14 protein-coding genes and 1 pseudogene are annotated in these 12,454 nt (G+C 70.7%); 9 read left to right on the forward strand and 6 right to left on the reverse strand.

Translation table 11 applies throughout. The features are described from left to right. The first annotated feature begins 341 nt into the window (after positions 1-341). Positions 342-689, forward strand: a complete 348-nt coding sequence (locus tag ACFYZS_RS40145) for a hypothetical protein (protein ID WP_389024453.1) — start codon at positions 342-344, stop codon at positions 687-689. A gap of 37 nt (positions 690-726) precedes the next feature. Beyond that, a pseudogene (locus tag ACFYZS_RS40150) lies at positions 727-1,565 on the forward strand (IS5 family transposase). A 752-nt stretch (positions 1,566-2,317) separates the two neighbouring features. On the opposite strand, the gene ACFYZS_RS40155 reads toward ACFYZS_RS40150, so the two are convergent. The 3 genes from ACFYZS_RS40155 to ACFYZS_RS40165 form a co-directional block, all read right to left on the reverse strand. Continuing rightward, on the reverse strand, positions 2,318-2,455 hold the full coding sequence (locus ACFYZS_RS40155) for a hypothetical protein (RefSeq protein WP_389024456.1): 138 nt from the start codon (positions 2,453-2,455) through the stop codon (positions 2,318-2,320). A gap of 278 nt (positions 2,456-2,733) precedes the next feature. Next, positions 2,734-2,895 (reverse strand): hypothetical protein, encoded by a 162-nt coding sequence (locus ACFYZS_RS40160; protein ID WP_389024458.1) that lies wholly within the window; start codon positions 2,893-2,895, stop codon positions 2,734-2,736. A 624-nt stretch (positions 2,896-3,519) separates the two neighbouring features. Next, on the reverse strand, positions 3,520-3,723 hold the full coding sequence (locus tag ACFYZS_RS40165) for a cold-shock protein (RefSeq protein WP_099896636.1): 204 nt from the start codon (positions 3,721-3,723) through the stop codon (positions 3,520-3,522). A gap of 512 nt (positions 3,724-4,235) precedes the next feature. Here ACFYZS_RS40165 and ACFYZS_RS40170 point away from each other — a divergent pair. Continuing rightward, the gene (locus ACFYZS_RS40170; protein WP_389024461.1) at positions 4,236-4,718 is read left to right on the forward strand and encodes a hypothetical protein; all 483 of its coding nucleotides are present in this window, start codon (positions 4,236-4,238) and stop codon (positions 4,716-4,718) included. Between the two features lie 23 nt (positions 4,719-4,741). Here ACFYZS_RS40170 and ACFYZS_RS40175 read toward each other — a convergent pair whose 3' ends face one another. After that, positions 4,742-5,176, reverse strand: coding sequence for a VOC family protein (locus ACFYZS_RS40175; protein WP_389024464.1), 435 nt, complete (start codon positions 5,174-5,176; stop codon positions 4,742-4,744). A 168-nt stretch (positions 5,177-5,344) separates the two neighbouring features. Between ACFYZS_RS40175 and ACFYZS_RS40180 the strand changes: the two genes are divergently transcribed. Next, entirely contained in the window at positions 5,345-6,001 is a 657-nt protein-coding gene (locus ACFYZS_RS40180) for a lysophospholipid acyltransferase family protein (RefSeq protein WP_389024466.1), read from the forward strand. Positions 6,002-6,018: 17 nt separating this feature from the next. Further along, positions 6,019-6,975 carry an SDR family oxidoreductase gene (locus ACFYZS_RS40185; protein WP_389024469.1) on the forward strand — a complete coding sequence of 319 codons (957 nt, stop codon included), beginning with the start codon at positions 6,019-6,021 and terminating at the stop codon, positions 6,973-6,975. Positions 6,976-6,981: 6 nt separating this feature from the next. Here the strand turns inward: ACFYZS_RS40185 and ACFYZS_RS40190 are convergent, their stop codons facing one another. Both ACFYZS_RS40190 and ACFYZS_RS40195 read right to left on the reverse strand, forming a co-directional pair. Next, a complete protein-coding gene (locus ACFYZS_RS40190) occupies positions 6,982-7,989 on the reverse strand; it encodes a helix-turn-helix transcriptional regulator (protein ID WP_389024471.1) in 1,008 nt (335 codons plus the stop codon). An 85-nt stretch (positions 7,990-8,074) separates the two neighbouring features. Continuing rightward, the gene (locus ACFYZS_RS40195) at positions 8,075-8,716 is read right to left on the reverse strand and encodes a ScbR family autoregulator-binding transcription factor (RefSeq protein ID WP_389024474.1); all 642 of its coding nucleotides are present in this window, start codon (positions 8,714-8,716) and stop codon (positions 8,075-8,077) included. 195 nt (positions 8,717-8,911) lie between these two features. On the opposite strand from ACFYZS_RS40195, the gene ACFYZS_RS40200 reads away from it, so the two are divergent. The 4 genes from ACFYZS_RS40200 to ACFYZS_RS40215 all read left to right on the forward strand — a co-directional run. Continuing rightward, complete coding sequence (locus tag ACFYZS_RS40200) at positions 8,912-9,943, forward strand: ScbA/BarX family gamma-butyrolactone biosynthesis protein (RefSeq protein ID WP_389024477.1); 1,032 nt, start codon at positions 8,912-8,914, stop codon at positions 9,941-9,943. Then, entirely contained in the window at positions 9,940-11,049 is a 1,110-nt protein-coding gene (locus ACFYZS_RS40205) for an oxidoreductase (protein ID WP_389024480.1), read from the forward strand. Before ACFYZS_RS40200 ends, ACFYZS_RS40205 begins: the two co-directional genes overlap by 4 nt. Next, on the forward strand, positions 11,046-11,750 hold the full coding sequence (locus tag ACFYZS_RS40210; protein ID WP_389024483.1) for an HAD-IB family hydrolase: 705 nt from the start codon (positions 11,046-11,048) through the stop codon (positions 11,748-11,750). The genes ACFYZS_RS40205 and ACFYZS_RS40210 overlap by 4 nt, the downstream gene beginning before the upstream one ends. A 20-nt stretch (positions 11,751-11,770) precedes the next feature. Continuing rightward, the coding region (locus tag ACFYZS_RS40215; protein ID WP_389024486.1) for a TetR family transcriptional regulator at positions 11,771-12,454 on the forward strand (684 nt) is incomplete at its 3' end.

The raw sequence follows: 12,454 nt of genomic DNA on the forward strand, positions 1-12,454 counted from the left end.
GTTCCTAGGCGCTGCGCGCCTAGGAGAGATCGGGAGCGCTTCGCGCTCCCGGAAGCCCCCTTCGGGGGCTGACCCTCCGCTTCGCTACGGGTACCTGAGTGCTGCGCGCTCAGGAGAGAACCGCCTCGCTGCGCGCGGCCGGGCGCCTTCGGCGCCTAGCCCTCCGCTTCGGCTCCGGGCAAAGGCCGGCCTTCGGCCGGGAGTCCTCCGCTTCGCTCCGGACTAAGTCGGGGCTTCGCCCCGAACGGCCCGCTGCGCGGGCCTAGGCAGTCTCGTTTGGATCATGAAGGTGAGCTGTTGCTCGGTAAGATTGATGGTCCGAGGGGCAACGAGGGGGTGTGATGACGCTCGTCATCGAGCTGCGGCGCGGGGTCTCAACCGCTCGGACCGGACGGAAGGCAGGACCGCGTCCCGCAGCAGGGGCACTTGAGCGGATAGTCGTCGATGGTGAGCTCTGGGCAGCCCTGGAAACGTTGGGCCGACACCGGCTGCCCACCCTGGCTGACGTCGATCCTTACGGGGAGACCCTGCTGCGCGGTGAGGCAGTGGACCACATGGTGCGGGAGCTTGAAGGTTCGGATCTTGCTCGGCTGCGAGGCGCCGAGAGCCAGGCCGTCTCGACGCTACTGGCCTGGGGCCTGCGTTGCCGCTCCGACAGAGAGCTGCGCATTGCCTTCTCCGGCGATTAGTCCGCCACTCTCCGATCATCTGATCGTTGGTCCGGGTATGCCGTTGACTGACGCGCAGTGGGCGCGGATCGAGCCCTTACTCCCGGACCGGACACCAAAGCGGGGTGGCCGCTGGCTGGATCACCGGCAGGTGATCGACGCGATCGCCTTCAAATTCCAGACCGGAACGCAGTGGGTTCACCTGCCGGAGAAGCACGGCAACTGGCGAGGCGTCTACAACCGACTGCGGATGTGGGCCATTGACGGCACCTGGGAGCGGGTGTTCACCGCGCTGATTGCCGACGCCGACGACAACCTCAACTGGGCCGTCTCGGTGGACTCCACAATCGTCCGTGCACACCAGCACGCAGCCGGAGCCCGCAAAAAGGGGCACCGATCAGCGAACCAGACGACCACGCCATCGGCCGGTCTCGCGGCGGACTGACGACAAAGATCCATCTGGCTGCCGACGGTAACTGCCGGCCCCTGACCTTCGTCCTCACCGCAGGACAGGCAGGCGACGCACCCGCCTTCACTGACGTCATGGACCAACTACGCGTCCCGCGCCAACGTGGGCGGCCCCGCACCAGGCCAGACATGGTCCTTGCCGACAAGGCGTACTCGTCGCGCGCAATCCGCAGGCACCTGCGCAGGCGCGGTATCCGGGCGGTAATCCCCATCCCAGCGGACCAGCAGGGCCACCGCCTTCGGCGCGGCAGCCAGGGCGGCAGGCCACCCGCATTCGACCGCGACGCCTACAGGCAACGCAACACAGTCGAGCGATGCATCAACCGTCTCAAACAGTGGCGCGGCATCGCCACACGCTACGAGAAGACCGCGACCATCTACCGGGCCGGACTGCACGTCGCAGGCATCTTCATCTGGTCCGCACGGTGATCCAAACGAGGACTGCCTAGATGACCCCGTTTCACGAGGTCTGGGCCTTCTGCTCGTTCGGGGTGGGTTCGCTCCGCTCCACCACCCAAGCTCCTTCCGGCTCCGCCTCCAGGACCAGGACCCGCTGCGCGGGCCCAGCTGGCAACTGCACGGGCTGTACGGGCCGCGGCGGGGGCGGTGGCGCAGAGGTAGAGGTAGAGGTAGAGGCGCCCTCTTGTGGAGGGGGTGACGCCGGTTCGAATCCGGGCCGCCCTCGTCGTTTGCTCGGCCTTCCGGCCCTGCTTCCAAGACCAGCCCGGTCAGGGAAGCCGGCGAAGCGCGCACCCTTCCTAACCGGCACAGACACCGAAGCGTGATACCGATGTGCACCCAACTGAGCAGGCACTACGTCAAAAACCGTCAGTGCAGAATCGGCAACCCGTGCTAGTAGAAAACAGCACTCAAACCCGCCCTGACCAGAGACAACCCCACCCCGAACCAGTTCGCACCAAAGCACCGAAGCTCCGAAGCACCAACAAACAAACACAGAACATCACTTCGGACCCCGCTCTGCGCTCCGCTCCGGACTACCCGCCCGCTCCGCAGGCCTGGCGGCTCGCGCGCTTCGCGCGGGAGAGATGACCCCGTATCTAGGCCCGCAGCGCCTGGATACGATCGGAAGCTTCGAGCCTCCCCAGTCAGCCAGGTGCCCGTCCTGAGCCGCATGGGGCTCGGCTGCTGCCCGGGGCCGGGGTGATATCCGGGTTCGGACGTCAGTTGGGAATCGGCTTGACGATCGTGTGCGTGATGACCTGGCCCTGGATCTCCAGCCTCTGGTTCCCAGCCTTGGGAGCCGGCTTCTTCTCCGGAACCTGCTCGGCCGCAGCCTCAACCTCTTCTTCGTCAGCCATGACGCTCTCCTTCTCTTCCACGAACCGCTCGTACCCGCCCAATCTCCCCGGCCAGCCCACCGGACAATCGGCGATTACAAGCCCTCGACAAGACACCTTTCAGGCCAGAAGCCTGCACTCCGGACGAGGTTCGGAGTGCAGGCTTCACTCCACCCAAAACAGCCCGCTCCGCGGGCCTGACTGGCCCTGCTTCACGGGGACTGGCCTGTGCGGCCACGTCAGGGGTTACCGCAAGACCTTCGGGTGCGGCCCTCCTTGGTGGAGGGCCGCACCGACCGTCAACGCTGGTCGTTTTTCTCCTGGTCGCTGTCCGGGGTGGTCTTCCTGCTGTAGTTGACGATCGCCTGAAGACTGCGCCCCTCGGCCTTTCGGGCATCCTTCGCCTTGGGCGCAGCTGCCTTGCGGGTCGTCTCGGCCGCCTTGTCATTCTTCTTACTCATACCCACTCCCTTCAGAGCCACAGGCCCGCTTCTCAAGCCCTATCCGCAACAGCGAATGGCCTTGAGTGGCAAACAGGCTCCAGGCCGCCATGGCCTCGGAGGCCGACTGTTTCTCTCCCTTTCCACGTTGAACCACCTCGCCGACCTACGCCACCCATAAGCTGACCGTTTCCTGCATGCTCGGGAGAGAAACGCCTCGCTGCGCTCGACAGGGCTTGGCTTCGCACCGGGCATGGTTGCGGATTCCGCTGCCGACTACGCCGCCGCCATTCGTGCCTGCGGCTCTGACCAGCACAAACAATCAGTGTGATAACGATCTACACCAGAATGAGCAGGCGGTAGGTCAGCACAAAATTGGTATGAGTGGAAACGAACGTGAGGCTGACCAGGGGAAACCCCGCTACAAAGAGACACGGGGCATCATGGGCTCGTGGGCCGGCTCGTCGGGCACCGTGTCCTGCACTTTGTTTCAGCGGAGCCGGCCTCGTTCGACTCGGCCTGTGCCTTCGGCTGGTTGGGACCTGTGGGCGCTTCGCGCCCTTGGCGGGCAGGTCCCCGCTCCGCTTTCCTAGCCTTCCGGCTCTGCTGACGCGGGGCCAGGCTGGCGGCGAGGGACGGGCTTTACTAGAGGGGGCGGACCTGCTCGGCCTGCGGTCCCTTGGGTCCTTGCGAGGTGGTGAACTCCACCCGCTGATTCTCCTCCAGCGACCGGTAGCCGGAGGAATCGATCGCAGAGAAGTGCACGAAGACGTCCGGGGTTCCGTCATCCGGCTGAATGAACCCGAACCCCTTCTCCGCGTTGAACCACTTCACAGTTCCCTGAGCCATGCCGAGCCTTCCGTATCAGGAGCCTGACGCATGATCGCGCCGACCACGCGCTGATCATCCCCCAACCGCCCAAAGCCGAAACCGATACCTTGAATAGGCTGCATGTATCATTTTGTGGGGTGGATTAGCTCTGGGTCTAGAGGGGTCGCCCTCCGGCGGGATATGGCTGCGGGGAGCGCACGCCACCTGCGATGTACCCGGACACGTTCGTCGCGTGACAAGGTTGCTGTTGGTGTTTTCGGTCAGTATGGGTGGATTCCCGGTCATTGTGATCGAAGATGCGGCCATGTGGGCACGGGCGGACCACTCTGGAGTGGAGTGCCGTCCCGGCCAGGGTGGGCGTCGCGATCGTGGTGCACGGGGGGGATGGGGAGACCATGGGGGTACTTGCACGGCTGCGCGGGGGTGGCGTCGTGGTGGGGGGTGTGGTGCTGGTGCTCGGAGTGGCTTCGGGGCCGGTGGGGGCTGCCGATCAGTGGCGGCCGAGGCCGGGGACCTTGTACATCTCCGACATGCCGAAGACCGAGTCGTGGCGCGCCGTCCCGGTGGCGCGGGGCTGGGGCCACGAGTACGTCTGTCCGGCGGGGTGGCCGGCGGAGCCGGCCGTGGTGAACGTCTGGAACCGGGATTTCACCACCGCGGAGACGGCGTTCGCCCAGCAGAAGGTCGCGGTGTTCGCCACGGAGGCCGAAGCGATCGCGTTCGCGGCCAAGGCCCGGCAGGACTACCTCGACTGCGCTCACGCCCCGCAGCGGCCCGGCGTGAGCGCGACCTACTACGACCACGGCACGGTCGACGTCGAAGAAGGTGCCACGATTCAGGGGATGTACACCTTCGACTCCAACGCCTCTGAGCGCCCCGGCTTCAACTACCTGTGGGGTGTGGGCCGCGACGGCGACACGGTCACGCTGGTCATGTGGCAAAGCTACTGGGGCGAGCCGCCCGTGACCCAGTGGAAGAGCACCCTGCGGACTGCGGTGAACAAGCTGTACTGAGCATGATCGGGGCCGTCATCGCGTCACGCGGAGGCTGCAGCGACGCAGAACTCGTTGCCCTCGGGATCGGCCATCACGACGTGATGGCCGTCGAACTGCTCCAGGACTGTTCCGCCCGCTCGTACCAGGCGCTCGGATTCCGCCTTGATCCGTGCCCATCGCTCGTCAGGACTGCCGTGTCCCGGCACTCGGACGTCGATGTGGAGCCGGTTCTTCGCCGTCTTGGGCTCGGGAACCTTGAGGATGCACAGGCGCGGGCCGATGCCGTCGGGATCACAGAGCCACGCTCCGTCGTCCACGGAGTCGTCCTCCGGCAGGTCGAACTGCGCGAGCCATTCCTCGCGCGTCGTGAAGGGAGCAGGCGGTGGCTCGTCGACGTAGCCCAGCGCCGTCTTCCAGAAGACGGCGAGGGTCTGCACGTCCGAGCCGTCGAGCGTCAGGTCGATTCTGGCTGCCATGGAGGGACCGTACTGCGTACCTCTGACAACCTGCACGACCTGCGTGGGGAGACGTGTGGCGGGTTGGGGGCGGCAGCGCGTCGGGGTGAGTACCGGTACTCATGACCGGCACGCGGCGGCGGCCGACGATGAGGGCGTCCGTGCAGAACGACGTGAACGAGGCCGTCCATGCTCAGCCGAATCGCCGCCGTGGTCGTCCCCGTTGCCGGGAGGCTGAACGTCACCTCCGACACCGCGGATGGTCCCGGCGCCGGCACCATCCTGGTGGCCAACCACACCTCGCTCGCCGATCCGGCCGTCGTGATCGCGGCGCTGCGGCGGTATCGGGTCGAGCCCGTCGTCATGGCCGCCGCCGGCCTGTGGCGGGTGCCGGTGCTCGGAGCGGCGCTGCGCCGTGAGGGGCACATCCCGGTGCGGCGCGGCACCGCCCGCGCCGGCGAGTGCCTGGATGCCGCGGCCGCCGTACTCGCGGCCGGGCGGTGCGTGCTGCTCTACGGCGAAGGCCGGCTGCCCGACCGCGCCGATGCGGGCGAAGCCGCACCCGGGCCCTTCCGGAGCGGCCCGGCGCGACTGGCCGCCATGACCGGAGCGCCGCTCGTACCGATCGGCCAGGCCGGTGCCCGCCGGCTGTGCTCAGGCGGGCCGGTCAAACAATTCGCCGGAGCCGTGACCGCGCCGCTGCGACGGCCGGACCTGCACGTGCACATCGGCGCACCGCTGCGGCTTCCCCGTCCGCTGTCGGAAGCGACGCTCCACATCCAGGCGGCCGTCAACGCCGCATGGCGGAGCGCGATCCGTAAAGGTGACGGGATCTGTCACCTTTAGCCGGAAGGCTGGACGGCATGGACAGCCACCAGGACACCACCACCCACAACGCCCGCCCCCTCGCCGGCCGGATCGCGCTCGTGGCCGGGGCCACGCGCGGTGCGGGCCGCGCCCAGGCCGTCGAACTCGGCCGGGCCGGCGCGACCGTCTACGCCACCGGACGCACCACCCGGACCCGGGTCAGCGAGGTCGGCCGGAGCACCGAGACCATCGAGGAGACCGCCGAGCTGGTCACCGCGGCCGGCGGCACCGGGATCGCGGTGCCCACCGACCACCTCGACGAGGAGCAGGTGCGCGCCCTCGCCGAACGGATCGACCGGGATCACGGGCGGCTGGACGTCCTCGTCAACGACCTGTGGGGCGGCGAGCACCTGATCACCGCCTCGGTGTTCGGGAAGCGGAGCTGGGAGACCCCGCTCGCCGACGGGCTGCGGATCCTGGAGCTCGGCGTACGGTCGCACGTGATCACCGCTGCGCTGCTGCTGCCGCTGCTGATCCGTTCCGACGCGCCGCTGCACGTGGAGGTCACCGACGGGACCGCCCGCTCCAACCGCCGCTACCGCGAGAACATGTACTACGACCTCGCCAAGAACGCCCCGATCCGGCTCGCGTTCGGGCTGGGCCAGGAGCTGGCGGCGTACGGGGGTGCGGCGGTCGCGGTCACGCCGGGGTTCCTGCGCTCGGAGCAGATGCTCGCCCACTTCGGCGTGGGCGAGGAGAACTGGCGCGACGCCATCGCCCAGGACCCGGCCTTCGCGATCGCCGAGTCCCCGCTGTACCTGGCCCGCGCGGTCGCGGCGCTGGCCGCCGACCCCGACCGCGCCGCCCGTTGGAACGGCAGGTCCACCTCCAGCGCGGAGCTCGCGCAGGCGTACGGGGTGCGGGACGCGGACGGCAGCCGGCCGAACGCCTGGGCGTACTTCGAGGACGTCGTCTTCGGCGGGAGGGATGGCTCCGCCGAGGGCTACCGCTGACACCCCCTAGGGGGTGTCAGCACGGTAGAGGGCGGCCAGGGCGGCGGCTCGCTCGCGGAAGCGGGTGCGCAGGGTGGCCGGGGCCAGTACCTCCACGTCCGCGCCGAGTCCGGCCAGCTGGTCGAACGCCACTTCCTGTGATTCCACGGGCAGTTCGAGCGTCACCAGACCCGCGGCGTCCGGGGCGCTCGCGGAGGCCAGGGCCTCCTCCACGGCCGCCCCGTCCACGACGGCGGGCAGCCGGCGCAGCCCCGGGGCGGTCAGCCGTACGGTGATCGTGTCGCGCAGCAGGGCGCGGGCGAAGGCGGCCGACCGGTCCTCCCAGTGCGCGGCCAGGTCGAAGTCCGGATCGCGTGCGAAGGGTTCCTGCGCGGCGGGGGCGGGGTCCAGCGCGGTGACGCGGTCGACGCGGTAGGTGCGCCAGCCGCGGTCGGGGGCGCGGGCGACGAGGTACCAGGTCCCGGCCTTGAGGACGAGCCCGTACGGCTCCACGGTCCGGGACACCGCCGAGGGCGGCGCGCCGCCCGGGCCCGGCCGCAGGTAGGACAGCTCGACGGTGCGGTCGGCCCACACCGCGCGGGCCAGCTCCGGCAGGAGTTCGGGGGTGGGCGGTTCGCGGAACCAGGCCGGTGCGTCGAGGTGGAAGCGGCGCACCGACGATTCGGCGGCCGCGCGCACGGACGGCAGCAGGGTGGCGGTCAGCTTCAGCCGGGCGGCGCCGGCCGCGTCCGCCAGCCCGAGGTCCCGCAGGGCCGACGGGACGCCGGACAGGAACAGGGTCTCCGCCTCGCTCGGGTGGAGCGTGGTGAGCCGGGTGCGGTAGCCCGGGGCCAGGTGGTAGCCGCCGCCCCGGCCGCGCTCCGACCGGACCGGGATGCCGGCCTCCTGGAGGGCCTGGGCATCGCGGATCACGGTCCGTTCGGAGACCTCCAGCTCGCGGGCGAGGGCCGCGCCGGTCAGGCCGGGGTTCGACTGGATGAGGAGGGCCATGCGGATCAGGCGGGCGGCGCGCATGCCCCGAGCATCCCGGTGAGGGGGTCCGCCGGTCGACGCGGTGGAAGCGGCGGCCTGCGCCGTGTCGCCGCGGGGGCGGGGGGTGTCACGCTCGGAGCGAGGGGAGGAGGACGTCCTTGACCTCTTGCCAGCGCTCGACGATGTCCTCGCGGTCGTGGAGTGCGTCCGAGATGTGCTGGACGCCGAAGAACGCGGCGACGATGACGCGGGCGGCCACTTCGGGGGCGCAGCCGGGGCGCAGCTGGCCGGCCTCGGCGGCTCCGCGGAGCAGGTCGGTCAGCAGGCGGGTCCAGCCGACGAACGGGGTGGGAAGGGGGATCCCGATGGTGCTGCGCTCGATCTGGAGCCGGGCGCTGGCCTGGACGAGGGGGTCGTCGCGGAAGGTCACCGCGACCTTGTCCAGGAGGTGGATGACCGTGTCGAGCGGCGGCAGTCCGGCCGCTCCTGCCTCGGAGACGAGCGCGGGCCAGAGGGCGTAGTGCTCCTCGACCACGGAGGCGGCGAGGTTCTCCTTGTTGGTGAAGTGGTGGTAGATCGCTCCCTTGGTGATCTCCGCCCGCTTGGCGACGGCTTGGAGCGAGGTGTTGCGGAAGCCGTTGGCCGCGAACTCGTGTGCCGCGGCCCGCATGATCAACTGCCGCGTCTGCCGGGCCCGCTCCTGATGCATGGGCGGTCCGTCGTGGGCGATCTTCGCCGCCCAGGGCTCCGTCGCGGACCGGTCACTCATCTGTCGTTCCTCCGTCATGTGCCACCTCGTCGTGCTGATTGTGCCCCCCGCGGCCGGCCACCCCGGCCGTTGCAATATACCTTCCGGAAGGTATATTTTCCTCGAGCGTCATGCGAGTTGCTGAACGCAAAGCTGTGAATGCCCGGTTGATCTTGAGTCGGGCATGTCAGTCAGGGGGAACTGAACGTGGCAGTCATGAGTCCGCAAGCCGTCGGGGCGCCGTACCCCGACGTCACACGGCCGGAATTGACCTTCGACCGAGGAGTGCCTCGCACCCTGGTCCACAAAGCAGCCGTGTCCGAAGTGCTGTTGACGGATGCCGTTCGCACCGGCACCCACCGTTACACGGTCGCGGCCCAGTGGCCCCAGCACCACGTCCTGTTCGGGTCGGGCACCTGCCCGGCCGGTACGGCCGATCCGCAGCTGCTGGTCGAAACCGTCCGGCAGGCCGGCATCTACCTCTCGCACGTCTACTACGAGGTTCCGCGGCACCACCCCTTCGTACTGACCAGCCTCGACTACGAGATCGAGCCGCCCGATCTCCGGACCGCCGCACGTACGGGACCGCTCTCCGTGCTCGTGGACGTCACCTGCCGGCTCGACTCCGACGCCTCCGAGCGGTTCGGAATGACGCTCGACGCCACCCTCACCGTGGACGGGCGCGTGGAGGGCCGGGTCGGCCTGTGCTGGCAGGCACTCGGCCCGGAGCGCTACGAGCGCCTTCGCCACCCGCACGGATCCGCGCATCCCGGCCCCGCAGCACCGGCCGCGCAGGCCCTCGTCCTCGCCGACCCTCAGCTCAGGCCCGAGGTGTTCGGCCGGGTTCACGAGCGCGACGTCATGCTCGCCGACGACGGGGACGGTGCGCCCGACAGCTGGCTGCTGCGCCTCGACACGGCCCACCCCGTCTACTTCGACCACTCCTGTGACCACATTCCAGGGATGTCGCTGATCGAGTCGTTCAACCAGGCCGCAGCGCTCTGCGCGGCCCGGGCCACCGGGGTCGGCACCGGTGTGCTCCGCTGGGCCCTGCGGTCCAGCGCCGTATCGTTCCTCTCCTTCGGAGAGCTGGACGCACCCGTGACGATCACGGCGGAGCGGATACCGGAACCGCCCGAGTGCGGACGGCACACCGTTCGGGTCGCGGCCGAGCAGGGCGGCCGGCTGCTCGCGACGGCCGCCCTCATCGGGGTCCTCGGCACCGCGGCGGCCGGAGGGGCGCGATGAGCCTCGTCACCGCGCCGCTGATCGCCCTCGCGCAGGCCTCGGCGGACGTCGTCGAGCACGAGCGGCGGCTGACCCCCGAGGTCGCGGAAGCCGTCACCGCAGCCGGATTCGCCCGCCACTTCGTACCGAAGCAGTGGTACGGCAGCGCGGGCTCCTTCGCGGAGGTCGCGCAGGCGGCGGCCGCCGTCGGCGAGGTCTGCGCCTCCACCGCCTGGTGCGCCGCCCTCTACGCGGCCCACGGCAGGCTCGCCGCCCATCTCCCGTACGAGGGCCAGCGGGACCTGTGGTCCCACTCCCCCGACGTGCGCATCGCGGCGGCCGTCATCCCCACGGCGGGGGAAGCGGAGGCCGTGGAGGGCGGCTGGAGCCTCACGGGGGTGTGGAACCTCGCCAGCGGCGTCGACCACGCCCACTGGATCCTGGTCTCGGCGTGGACCGGGGCGGGCGAGGCCCGGTCCGGCCGCATCTTCGCCGTGCCCCGCTCCCGGTTCGAGGTCGACGACACCTGGCACAGCCTCGGGCTCCGCGGCACCGGCAGCAACACGGTCCGCGTCGAGCGCGCCTTCGTACCCGCTCACCGCACCTTCACCCTGGCCGACCTCGGCCGCGACGAGCCGGGCCGCGAACGCTGCCACCGAGTGCCGTACCAGCTGGTCGGGGCCGCCCAGTTCGTGGCACCCGCCCTCGGCGCCGCCCGGCGGGCCCTGCGCGAGTGGGCGGAGCTGACCACGGCCCGCGTACGGCTCGACGGCCGTCCCGCGCACACGGCGGCGGGCGCCCAGGAGGTACTGGCCCGGGCCTCCGCCGAGATCCACGCGGCGGGGCTGCTCGTGGGGCACGCCCTCGAGCGCGCCGACCTGGCCGAGATCACCCCGCTCGTGGTCGCCGAGAACGTACGGGACTTCTCGCTGGCGGCGGAGCTGTGCGCGGGCGCCGTCGGCCGGCTGATGCGCAGCGCGGGCAGCCGGGCCCAGGTCACGGACGGCCCGCTGCAACGCCGGTGGCGGGACGTCATGGCCGCGACCGCGCACGCCGCGGTCGACTTCGAGGCGGCCGCGGCCCTCTACGCCGGCGCCGGATTCACCACGCCCGGGGCGGGCCGGTGAGCGCGCGCCGGGTGGCGTTCTTCGACGTCGACGAAACGATTCTTCAAACCAAGACCATGATTGCCTTCTGGCAGTACTGGCAGATCCACCGCCCCGACCTCGGCCCCCGGGACTCCCGGGATCCCAGCCTGGCGGAGCTCCTCGCCCTGCCCCGGGAGGAGGCCAACCGGGGCTACTACCGGCTCTTTCGCGGCGTGCCGTCCGCGGAACTCGCCGAAGCGGGCCGCCGCTGGTACGAGGAGTACCGGCGCGGCGAATCCGTGGTGGTCATCGCCGCCCTCAACGCGCTGCGCCGTCACCAACGGTGCGGCGACGCCGTGGTCCTCGTCTCCGGTTCGCTGCGGGCCTGCCTCGAACCGGTCGCGGAAGAGCTCGGGGTGGACCTGCTGCTGTGCACCGAGCAGGAGCAGACCGCGGCCGGAGTGTTCACGGGCGAGCTGCTGCGGCCGATGATCGGGCCCGCCAAGGCCGCTGCGGTCACCGCCGCCATGGCCGCCCTGCGGGTGGACCCGCGCGACTGCTTCGCCTACGGGGACCACGCCAGTGACCTGGGCATGCTGGAGGCGGTCGGCCATCCGGTGGTGGTGGGCGGCGACTCCGTACTGCTGGCGGCCGCCCGGGCCGGGCGCGTCGGCCGCTGGCGGCTGCTGCCTTCGACGGGCGGCCCGCTCGGGGTCCGCCGCGAAGAGATCGCCGCCTAGGCGGGCGTGGGGGGGCCACGATGAAGCAGGACAGAGCACGCCGCACCCGGGAGCGGATCCTGGACGCGGCGGCGCAGGAGTTCGCGGCCAACGGCTACGTGCACACCACGATGCAGGGCGTCGCCGGCCGCATCGGGATGACCAAGGGCGCGCTGTACGGCCGGTTCGACTCGAAGGAGGCGCTGGCGCGGGCCTTGTTAAGCCACGGCCGGGCCAAGGTCGACGAACTGCGGGCCCGGGACCGGCCGGAGGGCTGTCCCCTGCGGGCACTGCGCCGGTTCACGGTCGAGCTCTCGCAGTGTCTGCACCAGGACGTGCGGCTGCGGGCCGCGTTCCGGCTGCTGCTCGACGACACGGAGGCGGACGGTCCCTCGTACGGGCTGGTGGAGCTGCTCACGGAGCACCTCACCGGCCTGATCGTACGGGCGCAGGACCGGGGCCTGCTGTCCGGCGAGCACGCACCGCAGGACATCGGCCAGCTGCTGCTGGCCGTTGCCTTCTCCGTGCAGTACGCGCCGTTCCTCCTCTCGGGGCGCAGCTCCGGGGAGTGGGCGGAGTTCGCCTGGGGCCGCATCGCCCAGTCGCTGGCGCCGGCGGGGGGCCTGTCGTGGGGGGGGGGGGGGGGGGGGGGGGGGGGGGGGGGGGGGGGGGGGGGGGGGGGGGGGGGGGGGGGGGGGGGGGGGGGGGGGGGGGGGGGGGGGGGG

The organism is Streptomyces sp. NPDC001903 (assembly GCF_042891345.1).
Classification (GTDB): domain Bacteria; phylum Actinomycetota; class Actinomycetes; order Streptomycetales; family Streptomycetaceae; genus Streptomyces.

Coding starts and splice junctions, on each gene's coding strand:
- ACFYZS_RS40155 (WP_389024456.1), bottom strand. CDS start 2,455: ATGGCTGACGAAGAAGAGGTTGAGGCTGCGGCCGAGCAGGTTCCGGAG.
- ACFYZS_RS40185 (WP_389024469.1), top strand. CDS start 6,019: ATGGACAGCCACCAGGACACCACCACCCACAACGCCCGCCCCCTCGCC.
- ACFYZS_RS40195 (WP_389024474.1), bottom strand. CDS start 8,716: ATGAGTGACCGGTCCGCGACGGAGCCCTGGGCGGCGAAGATCGCCCAC.
- ACFYZS_RS40145 (WP_389024453.1), top strand. CDS start 342: ATGACGCTCGTCATCGAGCTGCGGCGCGGGGTCTCAACCGCTCGGACC.
- ACFYZS_RS40160 (WP_389024458.1), bottom strand. CDS start 2,895: ATGAGTAAGAAGAATGACAAGGCGGCCGAGACGACCCGCAAGGCAGCT.
- ACFYZS_RS40170 (WP_389024461.1), top strand. CDS start 4,236: ATGCCGAAGACCGAGTCGTGGCGCGCCGTCCCGGTGGCGCGGGGCTGG.
- ACFYZS_RS40180 (WP_389024466.1), top strand. CDS start 5,345: ATGCTCAGCCGAATCGCCGCCGTGGTCGTCCCCGTTGCCGGGAGGCTG.
- ACFYZS_RS40175 (WP_389024464.1), bottom strand. CDS start 5,176: ATGGCAGCCAGAATCGACCTGACGCTCGACGGCTCGGACGTGCAGACC.
- ACFYZS_RS40190 (WP_389024471.1), bottom strand. CDS start 7,989: ATGCGCGCCGCCCGCCTGATCCGCATGGCCCTCCTCATCCAGTCGAAC.
- ACFYZS_RS40200 (WP_389024477.1), top strand. CDS start 8,912: ATGAGTCCGCAAGCCGTCGGGGCGCCGTACCCCGACGTCACACGGCCG.
- ACFYZS_RS40205 (WP_389024480.1), top strand. CDS start 9,940: ATGAGCCTCGTCACCGCGCCGCTGATCGCCCTCGCGCAGGCCTCGGCG.
- ACFYZS_RS40165 (WP_099896636.1), bottom strand. CDS start 3,723: ATGGCTCAGGGAACTGTGAAGTGGTTCAACGCGGAGAAGGGGTTCGGG.